Annotated in this window: 19 protein-coding genes and 1 riboswitch; of the genes, 11 read left to right on the top strand and 8 right to left on the bottom strand. The window is 34.2% G+C overall.

Annotation, left to right across the window (positions count from 1 at the left end; translation table 11 throughout):
- Positions 1-49 precede the first annotated feature (49 nt).
- From KCG49_RS00415 to KCG49_RS00405, 3 genes are all read right to left on the bottom strand, one after another.
- On the bottom strand, positions 50-844 hold the full coding sequence (locus KCG49_RS00415) for an ABC transporter ATP-binding protein (protein WP_218544207.1): 795 nt from the start codon (positions 842-844) through the stop codon (positions 50-52).
- 22 nt (positions 845-866) lie between these two features.
- A complete protein-coding gene (locus KCG49_RS00410) occupies positions 867-1,895 on the bottom strand; it encodes a FecCD family ABC transporter permease (protein WP_218544206.1) in 1,029 nt (342 codons plus the stop codon).
- Positions 1,896-1,988: 93 nt separating this feature from the next.
- Complete coding sequence (locus tag KCG49_RS00405) at positions 1,989-3,131, bottom strand: ABC transporter substrate-binding protein (protein WP_218544205.1); 1,143 nt, start codon at positions 3,129-3,131, stop codon at positions 1,989-1,991.
- Between the two features lie 76 nt (positions 3,132-3,207).
- Positions 3,208-3,474, top strand: a riboswitch (cobalamin riboswitch).
- A 29-nt stretch (positions 3,475-3,503) separates the two neighbouring features.
- Between KCG49_RS00405 and KCG49_RS00400 the strand changes: the two genes are divergently transcribed.
- Both KCG49_RS00400 and KCG49_RS00395 read left to right on the top strand, forming a co-directional pair.
- Entirely contained in the window at positions 3,504-5,330 is a 1,827-nt protein-coding gene (locus KCG49_RS00400; RefSeq protein WP_218544204.1) for a TonB-dependent receptor plug domain-containing protein, read from the top strand.
- A gap of 5 nt (positions 5,331-5,335) precedes the next feature.
- On the top strand, positions 5,336-6,394 hold the full coding sequence (locus tag KCG49_RS00395; protein WP_218544203.1) for a DUF5074 domain-containing protein: 1,059 nt from the start codon (positions 5,336-5,338) through the stop codon (positions 6,392-6,394).
- A gap of 77 nt (positions 6,395-6,471) precedes the next feature.
- Here KCG49_RS00395 and KCG49_RS00390 read toward each other — a convergent pair whose 3' ends face one another.
- On the bottom strand, positions 6,472-7,902 hold the full coding sequence (locus KCG49_RS00390) for a GFO_1087 family putative carboxy terminal peptidase (RefSeq protein ID WP_256259804.1): 1,431 nt from the start codon (positions 7,900-7,902) through the stop codon (positions 6,472-6,474).
- Between the two features lie 155 nt (positions 7,903-8,057).
- Between KCG49_RS00390 and KCG49_RS00385 the strand changes: the two genes are divergently transcribed.
- Genes KCG49_RS00385 through KCG49_RS00370 form a run of 4 tightly spaced genes read left to right on the top strand, consistent with a single transcriptional unit; the run spans position 8,058 to position 10,185 of the window.
- Complete coding sequence (locus KCG49_RS00385) at positions 8,058-8,567, top strand: GFO_1088 family ECF-type sigma factor (protein WP_218544202.1); 510 nt, start codon at positions 8,058-8,060, stop codon at positions 8,565-8,567.
- On the top strand, positions 8,554-9,045 hold the full coding sequence (locus tag KCG49_RS00380; protein WP_218544201.1) for a PG0215 family putative anti-sigma factor: 492 nt from the start codon (positions 8,554-8,556) through the stop codon (positions 9,043-9,045). Before KCG49_RS00385 ends, KCG49_RS00380 begins: the two co-directional genes overlap by 14 nt.
- A 24-nt stretch (positions 9,046-9,069) precedes the next feature.
- Positions 9,070-9,636: a GFO_1090 family protein gene (locus tag KCG49_RS00375; RefSeq protein WP_218544200.1), complete on the top strand. Its 567-nt coding sequence runs from the start codon at positions 9,070-9,072 to the stop codon at positions 9,634-9,636.
- A 6-nt stretch (positions 9,637-9,642) separates the two neighbouring features.
- The gene (locus KCG49_RS00370; RefSeq protein ID WP_218544199.1) at positions 9,643-10,185 is read left to right on the top strand and encodes a GFO_1091 family lipoprotein; all 543 of its coding nucleotides are present in this window, start codon (positions 9,643-9,645) and stop codon (positions 10,183-10,185) included.
- A 45-nt stretch (positions 10,186-10,230) separates the two neighbouring features.
- Here KCG49_RS00370 and KCG49_RS00365 read toward each other — a convergent pair whose 3' ends face one another.
- From KCG49_RS00365 to KCG49_RS00355, 3 genes are all read right to left on the bottom strand, one after another.
- Positions 10,231-10,407 carry a hypothetical protein gene (locus KCG49_RS00365; protein WP_218544198.1) on the bottom strand — a complete coding sequence of 59 codons (177 nt, stop codon included), beginning with the start codon at positions 10,405-10,407 and terminating at the stop codon, positions 10,231-10,233.
- A gap of 42 nt (positions 10,408-10,449) precedes the next feature.
- Positions 10,450-11,793 (bottom strand): adenylosuccinate lyase, encoded by a 1,344-nt coding sequence (purB, locus tag KCG49_RS00360; protein ID WP_218544197.1) that lies wholly within the window; start codon positions 11,791-11,793, stop codon positions 10,450-10,452.
- 176 nt (positions 11,794-11,969) lie between these two features.
- Positions 11,970-12,533 carry a HEAT-like fold family protein gene (locus tag KCG49_RS00355; protein WP_218544196.1) on the bottom strand — a complete coding sequence of 188 codons (564 nt, stop codon included), beginning with the start codon at positions 12,531-12,533 and terminating at the stop codon, positions 11,970-11,972.
- A 39-nt stretch (positions 12,534-12,572) separates the two neighbouring features.
- Between KCG49_RS00355 and KCG49_RS00350 the strand changes: the two genes are divergently transcribed.
- The 5 genes from KCG49_RS00350 (at position 12,573) to KCG49_RS00330 (ending at position 15,787) form a co-directional block, all read left to right on the top strand.
- Positions 12,573-13,046, top strand: a complete 474-nt coding sequence (locus tag KCG49_RS00350) for a heme-binding domain-containing protein (protein WP_218544195.1) — start codon at positions 12,573-12,575, stop codon at positions 13,044-13,046.
- Between the two features lie 37 nt (positions 13,047-13,083).
- A complete protein-coding gene (locus tag KCG49_RS00345; RefSeq protein ID WP_218544194.1) occupies positions 13,084-14,319 on the top strand; it encodes a glycosyltransferase in 1,236 nt (411 codons plus the stop codon).
- 208 nt (positions 14,320-14,527) lie between these two features.
- Positions 14,528-14,971 (top strand): hypothetical protein, encoded by a 444-nt coding sequence (locus KCG49_RS00340; protein WP_218544193.1) that lies wholly within the window; start codon positions 14,528-14,530, stop codon positions 14,969-14,971.
- Complete coding sequence (locus KCG49_RS00335; RefSeq protein ID WP_218544192.1) at positions 14,971-15,171, top strand: helix-turn-helix transcriptional regulator; 201 nt, start codon at positions 14,971-14,973, stop codon at positions 15,169-15,171. Before KCG49_RS00340 ends, KCG49_RS00335 begins: the two co-directional genes overlap by 1 nt.
- Positions 15,172-15,265: 94 nt before the next feature.
- Positions 15,266-15,787, top strand: a complete 522-nt coding sequence (locus KCG49_RS00330; protein WP_218544191.1) for a hypothetical protein — start codon at positions 15,266-15,268, stop codon at positions 15,785-15,787.
- 111 nt (positions 15,788-15,898) lie between these two features.
- On the opposite strand, the gene KCG49_RS00325 is transcribed toward KCG49_RS00330, so the two are convergent.
- The gene (locus KCG49_RS00325; protein WP_218544190.1) at positions 15,899-16,582 is read right to left on the bottom strand and encodes an SIR2 family NAD-dependent protein deacylase; all 684 of its coding nucleotides are present in this window, start codon (positions 16,580-16,582) and stop codon (positions 15,899-15,901) included.
- Positions 16,583-16,634 lie beyond the last annotated feature (52 nt).

Here is a 16,634-nt window from a genome sequence, read left to right as displayed (position 1 = left end):
TTAGGTCGTTTCATTTGCTTCGACCAAGTATAATGCCTTACTAACAGTGTCATTTTTTAATTCTAAAACTTCCAGTCGTATCATCAAAAGAAATTAAATCTTTTGGGAATAGCGATTCAAAAACACCTTCCGAGATTAAATTACAGGGTTGGTCGCAAACTACATCATCTTTGCGCATTACAATCATGGTATCACACAATTGGATGGCGAGATCAATTTCGTGAGAAGAAAACAAAATGGTTTTATGGGTGTCTTTAGTCAATTTTTGAAGCAACTTTAATATATATGCTTTGTGGTACATATCGAGATGTGTGGTGGGTTCATCTAAAACAATTATATCTGTATCTTGAGCCAAAGCCCGTGCAATCATTACTTTTTGTAATTGGCCATCACTTAACTCATAGCATCGTTTGTCTTTTAAATCGTTAATATTTATGAGCTCCAAAGCATTGTTTATAATATCGGTATCGACTTGGGCTAAATTCCCTATCCAGTTGGTGTATGGATGTCTTCCTAAAGCTACAAGTTCATAGACTGAAAGGTTTTTAGAGGTTAACGGCTCGGTTAATACAATACTCAATTGCTTTGCTAAATCTAAGTTGCTGGTAGATTCTAGAGCGATGCCGTTTAGTTTTATAGAACCAGATAGCTCGGGTTGTACTTTTATCAATGTTCTTAAAAGTGTGGATTTACCAATGCCATTAGCACCAACCAAACCTATTAATTGTCCCTTATGTAACTCGAAATTAATATTAGAAGCAACAACAGTTTCAGCTTTCTTGGTTTTGTAGCCTATGGAAAGTTGTTCCGTTTGAAGGATGATATTTATTTTTTTTTCAATCATTGATTTGTGGTCTCCATTATAATTAAAACATCATTTTACGTTGTCTTACCAATAACCAAATCACTACTGGAGCACCAACTAAAGCTGTTATGGCATTGATAGGCAATGTGTAGTCGCTTCCAGGAATTTGAGCAATACTATCACAAATTAGCATAACAATGGCACCAAATAAAAAAACGGCTGGTATTAAAATTTTATGATTAGAGGTTTTAAACAACTGACGTGTTAAATGCGGTATTGCTAAACCTATAAAAGCAATTGGTCCAGCAAATGCGGTAATAGTACCAGCTATTAAACTTGTTGCCAAAATGATTATTAACCTGTTTTGCTTTAAGCTTACGCCTAAGCTCATGGCATAGTTATCGCCCAATAAAAGACTGTTTAATCCTTTTATGGAAGCTACACTTAAGATGAGTCCTGTTAAATAAATTCCGAAGAAAATGATGAGATCACTCCAGGATAAGTTGCTTAAACTTCCAAAACCCCAAAAAATGTATTGTTGTAATTGTTCGGCTGAGCTAAAGTAGGAGAGAACACTAACCACAGCTGCGGTAATGCTTCCAAACATTAAACCTATAATTAGAATAGCCATGGTATCGCGTACTTTACTCGAAACTGCCAAGACCGCAAGTAATACAAGGAAGCTTCCTAAACTTGCTGCGACTACAATGCTCCATTTAGAAATTAAAGCTGTTGTAAACAAACCGCCAAACAATCCTGAGCCTAAAATAACTAAGGCTACACCCAAACTGGCGCCTGAGCTTATTCCTAAAACAAAAGGACCGGCCAAAGGGTTTCTAAAAAGTGTTTGCATGAGGAGACCTGAAATACCTAAACCAGAGCCCACTAAAATTGCCGTAATCGCTTTTGGTAATCTAAAATCGGTTATAATGAGTTGCCAAGTTGAATTATCGATAGTTCCGAAAAGACTTCCAAAAATACTGTTCAAAGGTATGCTTACTGAGCCTAAACTAATGTTGGTGAAAAAACATATAAGTAAGATTACAACAAGTAATGTAAATTGAAAGTGATATGTCTTTTGAGTATTCAATTATTGTTTATCGTTCCTAAGAACGGTCATGTAATGCTTTGATGCAAATTTAGACAAAAAAGATTCTTTGCTTTAATTACGAATACCTATAATCTATTTTAGCTTTTTAAAAAAAAATGGCTTGTAATTTTCCAATAGTTCTGGGTGACAAATTTTTATTAAATCCTTTAGAACCAAATCTGGTCTTGCAGTACCTAATTCATAGTACAGAGTACCACCTGTAACACCTGTTGTGTTGGTAAACGTATAAATTGATTGATTTTTGAAAGCACTAAAATTGGTGTAAAGTGCATTAGCTTCTTTAAGTTGGTCAAAACTTCTATAGTATGAAGGACTTAACCATAACTCTGCATCTTTAGCTTTGTCTAAAACGGCTTCGAAACTCAATGCTAAACTTCCGTTTCCAGAAGTTTCACCCCATAAATAATTGACGTTCGCATCTTTTAAAAATTGAGCTTCAGGGCTAGAGCCGTTTGGTAAATACCAAACATCCTTGTGCATCGCTCCACTCAAAACTGTTGGTCGGTTTTTGGCTTGCTTTGCAATGGCTTTTGCAGCTAAATAGTCGTTTTCAATTTGATTAAAAATAGCATCTGCTTCCATTTCTTTATTAAATAATGCACCAAAAAACTTAATCCATTCTGCTTTTGCCAACGCAGAAGACTCCACCCAATCACCATTATATATTACGGGAATTCCAGCTTTTTTAATGGTTTCAAATGTTTTGTTTACACCATCAACTCCAAAACCAATAACGACATCGGGGTTTAGTTCTAATAACACTTCGGTATTTATACCTTCGTTTTTACCCAAGTCCCTGACTTTACCTTCATCAATACGTTTTCTTATTTTTTCTGAAGATATATAATCCGTACCAGGAAAACCGACTAAAGTTTGTTCTGCACCAAGCAATTCTAAAGCAGGAATATGTGTTGTAGAGGTTACAACTAATTTTTTTATATCATTGGTTATTACACCGTCATAGTAATCTTTTGGGAAAGTCATTTTTGATAACGCCTCACTAGATGCTATCAAATATTTATAGCTCTTATCAGCATTTGGCCAAGGGTTTAAAATAGTAAGTACTTTATGATTGCCATTGTCGGTTACGGAAAAGCCTTCAGCATATTTAAGCTCCAATGTTTTTGTTTCAGATGTGTTGGGCAAATCTATCTTTCGTTCATTTTTACAAGAAACAAAAGCAACTAAAAATAGAAAAAAAGCGGATAATCTCATTTTAAAGGAAAGGTTTATTTTGAGTCCAAAAGTAAGATTATTTAAAGTTTAAAGTAAATCCTTAAACAAATTGTTTAATTTCGCAGAGAATTTTGGTTCTGTTTAGTTCTACTAAATGGATTAAAAGGGAATCAGGTGAAGCGATTAAAGATTTATGGTTGCTGATTGATGAGTTTAGACCTCAAAAATATCACATATTAATTCTAAAATCTCCATTCCTGAGCTGTTCCCGCAACTGTAAGCTATAAAGCTTGTTATTACCTTCAATGTCACTGGAAATATTTTCTGGGAAGACCGATAACAAGACGCAAGTCAGGAGACCTGCCAATTTCCGCTAATAAAATTAGTCTTCGGGTAAAAGGCTCAATGGGTATGAAACATATATTTATATTATTTTTTTTAATATCACCGTTTGTGGTAGTGTCTCAAACACTAGATTCAATTCAAAATCTTGATGAGGTTGTTTTGAGAGCCGATCGCTTGTTAAAAACATTTTCTAAGACACAAACTACTCAAGTGCTTTCAGATAGTATTATAAAGCGAAACACTTCTTCTTTGACACAATTGTTAAATTTTAATTCGCCTGTGTATTTTAAAGAAAATGGGTTGGGTATGGTCTCTTCACCTTCATTTAGGGGTACGACAGCACAACAAACAGCAGTGATCTGGAACGGCATTAATATAAATTCGCAGTTTAATGGCCAAACGGATTTTAGTACCATAAACACCAGAAATTTTGATGAAATTACGATTAGACATGGTGGGGGAAGCGTGTTGTATGGTAGTGGAGCCATTGGTGGAAGTATTCATTTAAGCGACAAGGTAGATTTTAATATGCCTTTTGAAAATAACTTGTTTGCTGGTTTTGGTAGTTTTAATACGCAGGACTTGAGTTACGGAACTCGGTATGCAGATGATAAATTCAGTGTGGGCTTTACCGTGACTTATACGCATTCTGATAATGATTATGACTATTTGGACAGCGATAGGAAAAACTTAAACGGTCAATTCTATAATGTAGGGCTTAGTACAACTTTAGGCTATAAAATTGACCAAAAAAATATACTGCGCTATTACAATCATGTATTTGATGGTGAACGTCATTTTTCATTGATATTGCCAACTGAAATTCGAACAAAATATAGAGACTTCAATACACGGCAGTTACTGGAATGGGAGGGAAGATATGGTAAGTTTCTTTCAGTTTTAAGAGCGGCATATCTAACAGAATCGTATAAATATTTTGGGAATATTGAAAATGACAACTTTACGTTTGCTGAGGCCGAGACCTTTATTGGTAATTATCAGCTAAGTTACAAATGGGCAGATAATGCAAAGGCCATGGCCGTAGCAGATATTAATTACACTAATGGTGAAGGCTCTAGTATTGTCGAAGCCTCTCGTACCATTTCGGCATTTAGTGTATTGTTAAACCAACGTATTAAATCATTTTATTACGAAGCCACAGTTAGAAAGGAAGTCACCAATACTTATGAAAGCCCTTTATTATTTAGTTTAGGCGTAAAACAGCAATTTGGGGATTTTTATACGGTCAACGTCAATGGTTCTAAAAACTTTAGAATTCCAACTTACAATGATTTGTATTGGGCTAATGCAGGTAATCCAAATTTAAGCCCAGAGACTTCCCATCAAATAGAATTGGGCAATCAATTCAATTTTAAAAACGGGTTATTTAGTCTTACAGGATTTTATTATGATATAGAAAACATGATTCGTTGGGTGCCAAATACCAGTGGGGTTTGGAGACCTATAAATACAGACAACGTTGTTTCCTATGGTCTAGAGTCTCGCTTGCAATACTCTAGGCAATTCAAAGGGCATCAACTTCAATTAAACGCCAATTATGCTTATACGATTTCAGAAAATCAATTTGATAATAAACAACTGATTTATGTGCCATATCATAAAGGTTCAGGATCATTCAATTATGCCTATAACAAGCTTAGTGTCTATTGGCAAACTGCTTATGTGGGTGAAGTCTTTATTCAGTCAGATAACGATCCCAATCGTGTTGTGGCACCTTTTTGGGTGCACAACCTAGGTCTGGAATACAAGCCTTTGGATCAATGTACTCTTGGATTTAGAATTCAAAACCTATTTAATAAAAATTACCAGAGCGTAGCTAATCGTTATATGCCTGGCATAAACTACAATATTTATTTAACCTTTAATTTTTGATTATAATGAAACACTTATTTAAATTTTCCATTTACAGTTTTGCTTTAGCATTATTAGTTACATCATGTAGCGATGATGATGATTTTACACCATCTGAACCTTTGGGTGACTACGAAAATGGATATTTTATTTTGCATGAAGGAGGTGGTTTAATTACTCCGGTTACCTATGTCGACGAAGATGGCACGGTGGAACAGAATGTCTTTGAAAATGTAAACCCAACTGCTGACCCCATTGGAGCATTTAAGCAAGATTTATTCTTTGATGATACAAGAGCTTTTATCGTTTCGGGTGGTGGACAAACAGTTACTGTTTTAAATAGGTATACTTTCGAGTTTATAGCAACTGTGACCACGGATTTAATTAATCCACGATACGGAGCAGTTTATAATAATAAAGCTTATGTAACAAACTCTGGGGACTTTGGTACATCAACAGATGATTTTGTTACTATTATAGACCTTACTGATTATTCTACAACCACCATTGTTATTGGTAAAATAGCGGAACGTATTGAAGCGGCAAATGGTAAATTATATATAGCAAACGGTTCCTTTGGTTCAGGTAATAGTGTAACAGTTTTAGATCCTTCAAACTTGGGTTCAATGACAACTATAGATTTAGGTATGGGTAATTCGCCAAATTCACTTGAGGCTGATGATGGTTTCTTGTATGTGCTGTCTGGTAATTCTACATCTAATGGTAAAGTTTTTAAAATAAACTTATCTGATGATGCCATTGATTCTTCAATAGACTTACCTGCAACATTAACATCTCCAAGACATTTAGATATAGATGGCAATACCATTTATTTTACAAATAGTACATCAGTATATAGCTTTGCTACTGGTAGTACAGCAGTGTCAGATGTGCCTGTGATGACCTATGTTTCTACCTCTCAATTCGGTTCTATGTATGGCTTTTCAGCTAGAAATAACGTATTGTACATAGCAGATGCTGGTGATTTCGCATCGGCAGGCACTGCATACGAATACGACACGAGCGGTAATTTGCTAAATACTATAACTACTGATGTTGCACCAAATAGTTTTCATTTCAATTAAAAACAACTTTATGCTAAGCGAATGAAGAATATGTTTTTAGATTAGACAATTAATTGTGTTTAACCTTAAATTATTATCTAATCTAAAAACATGTCTTGTTCAAAAGGATTAGTGTTTAATTGAATTTTAACCGATCTATCAATATCAATTGAGGTCGTGTTATAGGACACTCTGCCCATTCCCATTATATAGGCGATAGCCGCAGCTAATAGTGGTTCGTTAACATCACCAAGAGTCCCCAAATTATTCAATGTTTCAGAAAGACCAATATTTGGAGTTAAGCCTGAAGATGGTACCAATTCATCATTTACATTGGTGGAATTTGCTACAAGTGGTTGCATAGCGTAGGTATGGTTAGGGTTAACATCTTCAAAAGCTAAATTTGGTGAATCATAAATGGTTATTGAAGCTTGTGTTTTTCCTACTGTATTTTCACCAATAACAACAACATCAATGTAAGGGCTTAAACTATTAATAACCAACTCGCTTGCTGAAGCCGTTCTTAAATTGGTCGTAAGCACATAAACTTTAGATAAGTTAAGGCTATTTATAGAGCCACCGCCAGCTATAGAATTCGTAAAAAGGAAATCTTCATTGTTGTCCTGTAAATTCTCATTATAAAATAATTTTGAATACACTTGTCCTGTAAACTGACCAGTGACCATACTGCCCAAATATGCAGCAGTTTGTACTGAACCACCGCCATTATATCTTAAATCCAGCACAAGCTCATCAATACCTTCTGCTTGAAAATCTCCAAAAGCATTGTTTAAGGCATTATTAAAACTAGAGTTAAATTGATTGTACATTAAATAGCCAACTTTGGTATTGTCTTCTAGTGTAATTGTTTGAGCAATATGGACAGGGTTTTCAGTATATTCCTCTTGCGATAGTGTTACACTATTTCCATTTAAGTTAATCGTATCATCATCAATTTGTGGTGTGTCATTATCATCATAGTCTGCGAAATTTAAGGTATATGAATTCTGGGAGAGCAAAGCTACAGCATTATTTACATTTATATCAATGCCATCAACCGCTCTAAAGATTTGTCCACGTTGCAAACCAAGATCACTGGCTACACTATTGTTTAGAACTAAGGTAATTGCACAATAAAGCTCATCACTACCAGGAGCAATCCTCTCAAAATTAAACTCAATGCCATTGCTTAAGGTAATTCCTTGTTGTTGGTTTTGTAAATCGAAATAATTATCAACGATACGACTAAACCTATCTACGGACTCTGGTAAATATTTTAAGGATTCAAACAAAGCTTCAGGTGTAGCAAAACTATTAAGATAATCGTTGTATTCTTCATTCGAATTAAATCTGTCGTTTGCCAAATCAGGGATTTCAGCTTTGTATAGGTACACGGCGTTCATACCTTTCCAAACAAAATCCTTTACTTCACTATTAGAAAAGCTGGTATTATCGTCTATGTCATCAAAACAACTGGTTACGGATAATAGAATTAGGCTCGTTAATAGTAATGTTTTAAAATTTTTCATCTTTCTCTTTTTATAACAATTTCTTACTTATGTCTGTAAAACCCTAAATTTACTTACATTATTACAAATAAAAAAACTTTGTAACAAAATGTAATGTGTATCGTCGTAAGTATGAAGAAGGAAATAAACCGACTTTACTACCAATCAAATTAGTAATGAAGCAGGCAGATTTTGTAAGCTTAGTAATGCCGTTTAAGGATAAAGTGTTTCGTTTAGCAAAACGATTACTGGTTTCTCGTGAAGAAGCTGAAGATGCTACGCAAGAGATACTGTTGAAATTGTGGAGAAATAAAGAAAAGATAAGTGATTATAAAAATGTGGAAGCCTTTTCAATGACCATGACAAAGAATTTTTGTTTGGACCGGTTAAAATCCAAGCAAGCACAAAATTTAAAAATTGTTCACAGTAATTATACAGATAACAATTCGTCATTACAAAAACAGGTTGAAGCCAGAGATAGTATAGATTGGGTATCTAAGATTATGGAAGATTTACCCGAACAACAAAAAATAATAGTGCAGCTAAGAGATATAGAACAATACGATTTTGCCGAAATAGCTGAAATGTTAGATATGAGCGAAACAGCAGTAAGAGTTGCATTATCTAGAGCACGAAAAACAATACGAGAAAAATTAACTAATACACATCGCTATGGTATTAAATGATATAGAAAAATTATTAGAAAAGTATAATAATGCAGAGACTACATTACAGGAAGAAGTTCAATTACGAGCCTATTTTGCAAACGGAGATGTAGCCCCACATTTAGAACATTACAAACCAATGTTCTTATACTTTTCGCAATCGCAACAAGAACAGTACACAAAAGACGTTCCATTAAAACCTAAGAACACAAAATTGTACCAATGGATTTCTGTCGCAGCTGTTGTTGTTCTTATGCTTGGAATATTTATTCCTAATTGGAATAATGGCCCAAAAACTTTGGCAGATTATCCGCCAGAAGAGCAAAAAATGTATTTAGAAACTAAAGCTGCTTTGGCGATGCTCTCAGATAAGTTCAGCGATGGAACTTCGAGCATAAACGCCTTAAGCTTAGCTTCTGAAAACTTTAACGTTGGTTTGGAAAAAGCCAGCCACGTTGCAGAATTTAGTAAAACAACAAACAAATTATTAAAGAATTAAAAACAAAAATTAAAAACAAGAATTATGAAAAAAATAGTAATTATAGCAGCGATAATGCTTACTTCGATGACCTCATTCAGTCAGAGTGTATTTGATAAGTTTGAAGATTTAGAAGGTGTAACTTCGGTTATTTTAAATCAAAAAATGTTTAAGATGTTGGCCACTATGGGTGTCGATATTGATGATCCAGAAGCTAAGGAATATGTACAGATGGCTAAAAGCATTACAGGCTTTAAAGTATTCACTACTGGAGATAAAGGTATATCATCAGACATGAAAGCCACGGTAACCAAGTATTTAAAATCATCTGATCTTGAAGAGCTGATGCGAATTAAAGATGGTGAGCAAACCGTTAAGTTCTATGTTAAAGAAGGAAAGGACGAAAACCATGTTAAAGAGCTTTTAATGTTTATCACCGGACTTAAGGAAATGACAGGTGGCGAAGTTAAAATTAATGGTGAGAAACGTGAGTTTGAAACTGTAATTATGACCTTAACTGGAGATATTGATTTAAGACAGGTATCAAAAATCGCAAATCAAATCGATATGCCAGGTGGTGAGCAATTGAAAAAAGCAGGAAAGAAAAACTAAGAACTAATGTTACAATCAATCAAAAAATCAATAGTGGTGTTGTTTTTGGTTGCGGCTTTTACGAGTTGCAACCAAGGACCAACATTACAAACCTATTATGTAAATAATCAGGAAAAAAACGGTTTTATCTCTATAGATGCACCAACAAGTTTATTGAATGTTGAAAGTGTAGATATGACTGACGAACAACGAGAAGCCTATGAGTCTGTAGATAAGCTTAACATACTTGCTTTTAAATTATCTGAGGATAATACTGAAGAATACAAGCTAGAATTAAAGAAGGTAAAAGGTATTCTCAATGATGTTAAGTATGAAGAACTAATGCGAGGATCTACAAAAGAAGGAAAGTTTGTGGTGAAATTTTTAGGCGAATCTGAAACAAGTATTGATGAGCTTATTGTATTTGGAAGCTCAAGTGACAAAGGTTTTGCCATAGTGAGAGTTCTGGGCGATAATATGAATGCTGGGGAACTTATGAAACTATCTGATATTATAGAAAGTTCTAATGTAGATGAAGGTCAACTGGGACTTTTAAAAGAGTTTTTTTAAATAAACTGACAATTATTTAAAATGTTAATGGGAATCGTCTTGAAGTTAATCTTTAGGGCGGTTTTTTTTGCTTTCATTTTTTAAAGCATAGTTTAAGGCAATAAAAAATAAAGCACCAGAGCTACTAAATAGCAAAGCTTTTATTATAAAATAGTCCAATACTTCAAATAAACCGGCAACAAAAAAGCCAATAGCAATAATACCTATAAAGCTTAATGCCATGGCGTTTTTACTTAAGGGAAAGAGTTTCATTGGCATGTAAGTTTAAATACCTGTATAATTACTTGGTGAAATCGCCTTTAACTCAGATTTAATAGAGTCAGAAACCTTTAATGTATCTATAAAGTTAGAAATGGATGTTTCCGTAATTGCTTCATTGGTGCGTGTTAATCCTTTAAGGGCTTCATAGGGGTTAGGATAGCCTTCACGCCTTAGTATGGTCTGTATCGCCTCTGCAACAACGGCCCAATTATTATCCAAGTCTTGTTGAAACTTAGCTTCATTTAATAATAATTTACCTAAACCTTTTAAAGTAGATTTAAAACTAATAATTGTATGGCCAAATGGCACACCAACATTTCTTAAAACAGTACTATCTGTTAAATCGCGTTGTAATCTCGAAATAGGCAGTTTGGCAGATAGATGTTCAAAAATAGCATTGGCAATTCCTAAATTACCTTCACTATTTTCAAAGTCTATAGGATTTACCTTGTGTGGCATAGCAGAACTGCCAACTTCACCCTTTTTTATTTTCTGTTTAAAGTAATCCATTGATACGTAAGTCCAGATATCTCTATCTAAATCTATAATAATGGTATTAATACGTTTTAGGGCATCAAACAAAGCAGCCAAATGATCGTAGTGCTCAATTTGCGTTGTTGGAAAAGAATGCTGTAAACCCAGTTTTTCCTGAACGAATTTGGTTCCGAAGGTTTTCCAATCTACATTGGGATAGGCAACTTTATGTGCATTAAAATTTCCTGTAGCACCACCGAATTTAGCAGCACTAGGTATATCATTTAATAAGTTAAACTGCTCTTTTAATCGTGCTGAAAACACTTTAATTTCTTTGCCCAATCGTGTTGGTGATGCAGGCTGACCATGCGTTCTTGCCAACATTGGTATGGCTTCCCATTCTTTAGCCAACCCTTCTATTTTCTCTAATAAAGTTTGATATTCAGGAACATAAACATCGTTCATGGCTTCCTTAATACTCAAAGGAACCGCTGTATTATTAATATCTTGTGATGTTAATCCGAAGTGAATAAACTCTTTGTAATCCGACAGATCTAGAGCATTAAACTTTTCTTTAATAAAGTATTCTACAGCCTTAACATCATGATTGGTAACTTTTTCTATGTCCTTAATTGCTGAAGCATCTACTGGAGTAAAATTTTTGTAGATGGCTCTTAAATCTTCAAAAACTGAACTAGATACAGATTTTAATTGAGGTAATGGTAATTCACATAATGCAATAAAATATTCGATTTCTACCAAAACACGATATTTAATCAATGCTTCTTCAGAAAAATAGTTCCCTAAAGCCTCAACTTTAGATCTGTAACGACCATCTATTGGTGAAATTGCGCTAAGCTGTGTAAGTGCCATTTGCTGTAAAATTTTGAAGCATCAAAGATAGTGAAGTTAGTTTGAAGTATGTTAGTGTTAAGTAAAAAGTATGTTGGTATAAAGTATAAATTTTGTGGTTGCAGTCTCAGTATTCAGTTTGCGTTCTTCTTTAGAGGTAGTTTTGCGAGACACTTAATACCACCACTTTAAACTAATTATTGTTTTATCTTCTTCAAAATATGCCTAGCTCTAGCTTTAAACCCAGAACTTTGCATTGAGAAATCGCGCTCTAAAATCATGGCCAATTCCGGATGGATCCAATCGTACTCAGAACCTAACAGGTAGAGCGAATTCATTGAGTAGGCCTTGGGTGCTATTTTTTCGTCATTTATCATCCAATCAAAACAGGCTTCAACAATTCTTTCCCTGTGTATGTCGGTAAGATGGTGCTTTATTTTATGGTCTGCTTTAGAGTAATTAGCTTTTATTAAATATTCGCAGACTTTAGCCATTGGTCGCACAGCTGAGTCTAAATGTACCTTAGAGACATTTTGGGTAAATGTGTCTAGGTGCGGAATGATTTCCTCAAGATTTTCACCACACATAAACTCAAAAACCCAAGCTGCTCTGCAAGATATTTTATCATCCACATCGAATAGAATCTCCAAAAGTGGCGCTATCAGTTCTGGATTATCAATAACCAGATTGGCGTAATACAATCGTTTTTCGCGAGAGTGGTTAACGTAACTTAATTCGTTATAAAGTTCTGCTTTTGTCAATAGAAAATCCTTAATTTTGAGCCTTAAAATTAATCAAAAATGAAGATTGTAAAAAAACTTGGACTACTACTTTTAATAGTTTTTATAATTGCGCAATTTTTTGGTCCAGAAAAGAACGATGGCAATATCGTTTCGGTCAATGCATTCTTTGCAGACACCAATCCACCAGAAGATGTAAAAATGGTTTTAAAAAATGCTTGCTTAGACTGTCACAGTGACCATACACGCTATCCTTGGTATAATGCCGTAACACCTGTTAATTATTGGCTGGCGAGTCATATAGACCATGGCAAGGGACATTTCAATGTATCAAAATGGGAGGACTACAACGAGAAGAAAAAAGATCATAAACTTGAGGAGTTAATAGAAATGGTTGAGGCCAAAACCATGCCGTTGAAAAGCTACACGTGGTCACATGGTTATGCAAAGTTATCTCAAGAACAGATTGATGCCATGGTGTCTTGGGCAAAAGCCGCACGAATAAAATATTCGTTTTTAAAAGATCCACAGTAATAAGTTTGTGACCGTATTGAATAGTTAGCAGTAGTTTATGGGTTCGAAAAAATTATTAATAATTGGTCTGGTTTGGCCTGAGCCCAAAAGTTCTGCTGCTGGCAGTAGAATGTTGCAATTAGTTCAACTGTTTCAGAACAATGGTTATGAAATTACATTTGCTTGTGCTGCCAAAACGTCTAATAACACTTATGATTTATCTCAGCTTGATGTAAAAACGCAAGCTATTCTTTTGAATGACATCTCGTTTGATGTTTTTATATCTGAATTAAATCCAAAAATTGTAATGTTCGATCGGTTTATGACTGAAGAACAATATGGTTGGCGTGTTGCTGAGCAATGTCCTGATGCACTACGAATATTGGATACTGAAGATTTTCATGGTTTAAGAAAAGCCAGGCAATTGGCTTTAAAGGAAGACGTTGAAGTTTCAGTAGAACATTTACAGAACGATATTGCAAAACGCGAAATAGCTAGTATGTATCGTTGCGATTTGAACCTAATTATTTCGGAAGCCGAAATTGAAGTATTGACGAAGCAATTCAAAATTGATAGAAGCTTACTCTATTATTTGCCATTTCTGCTAGAGCCAATTTCTGAAGCAAACAAAAATCAATTACCAACGTTTGAAGAACGACAACATTTTATTACCATTGGTAATTTTTTGCATCCACCAAATTATGATGCGGTTCTATACCTTAAACAATCGATTTGGCCCTTAATACGACAACAATTACCAAAAGCTGAGTTACATGTTTATGGCGCTTATGAATCCCAAAAAGTAACACAATTGCTCAATGAAAAGGAAGGATTTCTAATAAAGGGATTTACTGAAGATGTAAACAAAGTGATGCAAAATGTAAAAGTATGTTTGGCGCCCTTGCGCTTTGGAGCTGGACTAAAAGGTAAACTGATTGATGCGATACAAAACGGAACACCTTGTATAATGTCCAGTATTGCAGCAGAAGGTATGTTTGGTAATTTGAAGGTACCAGGTTTTATTGAAGACAATTCAACTGCTTTTACATTAAAAGCTGTTGAGCTTTATACTAATAATAAGGTTTGGCAAGGCAAACAACAAAATGGATTTGAAGTATTAAAGCAACGCTATAATATGTCTGATTTTGAAGGTGCATTTTTCAATAAGCTTGAAGAGTTAAAAGAAAATTTAAAATTGCATCGACAAAATAATTTTATTGGGAATATGTTACAACATCAAACGTTGCAAAGTACCAAGTATTTGAGCAAGTGGATAGAGGAAAAGAATCGGTAGTTTTGATTTTTGTTGATTTTAGTGATTTTGTCTGTTTTAATATATCTATTAAGCCCAGTAATAGACTTATCTAAATCTTAAACGAATTTTGAGGAAAATTTTGATAAATTAAAGTATGTTAAATTCAATTTGTGTAATAAAAAAATGTAAAGTATATTTGTCATATAGTAAAAATAATTTTACTTAATATGAAATATATTTGTCAATTATGAATACCAAAAAGATTATAGAATGTGAGCGTACCAAAATTGAAAAATGGTCACAATTTCAGTTATCTAACCGTTGGAAAACTATTGGGACAGTATTATGCTTGGTCACTTTTTTAACTATGATAGGTCTAAAATTTACAGAAGCAGAGCCTTTATGGTTAAAAGATATTTTAAGAAAAGTATTATTAGTGGGGCTTCTCATCATTATCTTATCCAAAGAAAAGATGGAAGACGAGATGATCGTATCCTTGCGTGCCAAGTCTTTTACTTTGGCATTTATTATCGGAGTCTTATATGCCTTGATACAACCTGTAGTAGATTATGTAATACATAATTTTTTGTATGAAGCTAGCGAAAACAATGGTTTTAGTTATTTTCAGGTATTATCTTTTATGCTGTTAATTCAGATGATGTTTTTTGAAGTCTTAAAGCGCAATAGATAATGCAAAATACAATTAAAGTAGAACGTGCCATTTTAAGCTTAACACAAGATGATTTGGCTAAAAAAATAGGGGTTTCCCGCCAAACTATAAACTCAATAGAAGCTAATCGTTATGTACCTTCAACGGTTTTAGCGTTAAAGCTCTCAAAAGTATTTAATAAACCCGTTAATGACTTTTTTAAGTTGAGTGATAATGATTAGTGTGGTCATTATTATTTTTAAATTGTTTTTGCATTTAGTGATGACATTCTTTTAGTATTTCTATATAGTGACGAATAACAAAATCAACACTAATATGAAAACTAAAATTCAATCTTTAATTTTTTTTGTACTATGTATCGCTATGTCGTCTTGTTCTTCTGATGATGATGGAAACACAAATTTAACTCCAGAAGGACGATGGCTTGTAAGTTCACTTTTAGTAGAATCGTCCTTCGATTTTAACGGAGATGGTACAACCTCAAGAGATTTGTTTGAAGAAACTCCTTGTTACGATGGAAATTTTATCGAATTTTTTGATGATGGAGATGTCATCATAGATATCGATTTTACTAATGTTTATGTAGATATTAACAATGAGCAGGCTTATCAATGCCAAAATGGTTTTGGATTAACTTCGACCTGGACACAAGATGGAAATACCATTACAGTCGAAAATGATGATGAGCAAGGCGATATAGTCGGAACCATCTCTGGAAATACTATAACAGTTACTATACTAAATGGTTTTGAAATGGAACTTTATGATGAGGTTAACGATCAACATGTTGGTGTAACAGAGGACTTCACTATTATATTTACAAAATTTGATGAATAATCTATTAAGTTCACATACCTTAAAAAGGTCGGAGTGATAATGATGTTCTGACCTTTATTTGAAAAATGGCGATTAATCGAACTGACTAAGTTGGTATGGCAAAATTTTATATTAACTGGTTTTTAAAATAGTTAAGAGATCTGTCATACCTTTGGTAGCCGATTTGGCGATAACGTTAATGTTAGGGTTTCTCGTCACGGCAGGTTTAGGGTCAATGTAATAAATTGGTGTATCTGGTTGTACATAATTTATTAAACCAGCTGCAGGATAGACTTGCATACTCGTGCCAATAATAACCAATATATCGGCTGCATAGCAAATTTTCATAGCAATGTCTATCATGGGTACATCTTCTCCAAACCAAACAATATGAGGTCTTAGCTGATGTCCTTTTTCACATGTGTCACCTAAGTTGAGATCTTCTGTCCAATCTTTTATGTCGCTTGGGTTTCCTGTACTTCTCACCTTTAATAATTCACCATGAAGATGCACTACATCGCTACTACCGGCACGCTCATGTAAATCATCAACGTTTTGGGTGACTATGGTCACCTTATAATCCGTTTCTAGCTTGGCTAAATCTTTGTGTGCTTGGTTGGGTTCAACAGTTTTTAGCTGTCGTCGTCTTTGATTGTAAAAATCTAAAACCAGTTCGGGATTATCTCTAAAACCCAAGGGGGAAGCGACCTGCATTACATCATGTCCCTCCCAAAGTCCATCATGATCCCTAAATGTTTTGACACCACTTTCGGCACTAGTGCCAGCGCCGGTTAATACAACAATGTGCTTTTTCATAGACTAAAAATAGTCAATTTGTACCATTCAGTAAAAATAGTTTCATTGAGAC

The sequence above is a fragment of the Winogradskyella luteola genome (assembly GCF_019203985.1).
Lineage (GTDB): Bacteria > Bacteroidota > Bacteroidia > Flavobacteriales > Flavobacteriaceae > Winogradskyella > Winogradskyella luteola.
This window is presented reverse-complemented; position numbering and strand designations above follow the sequence as displayed.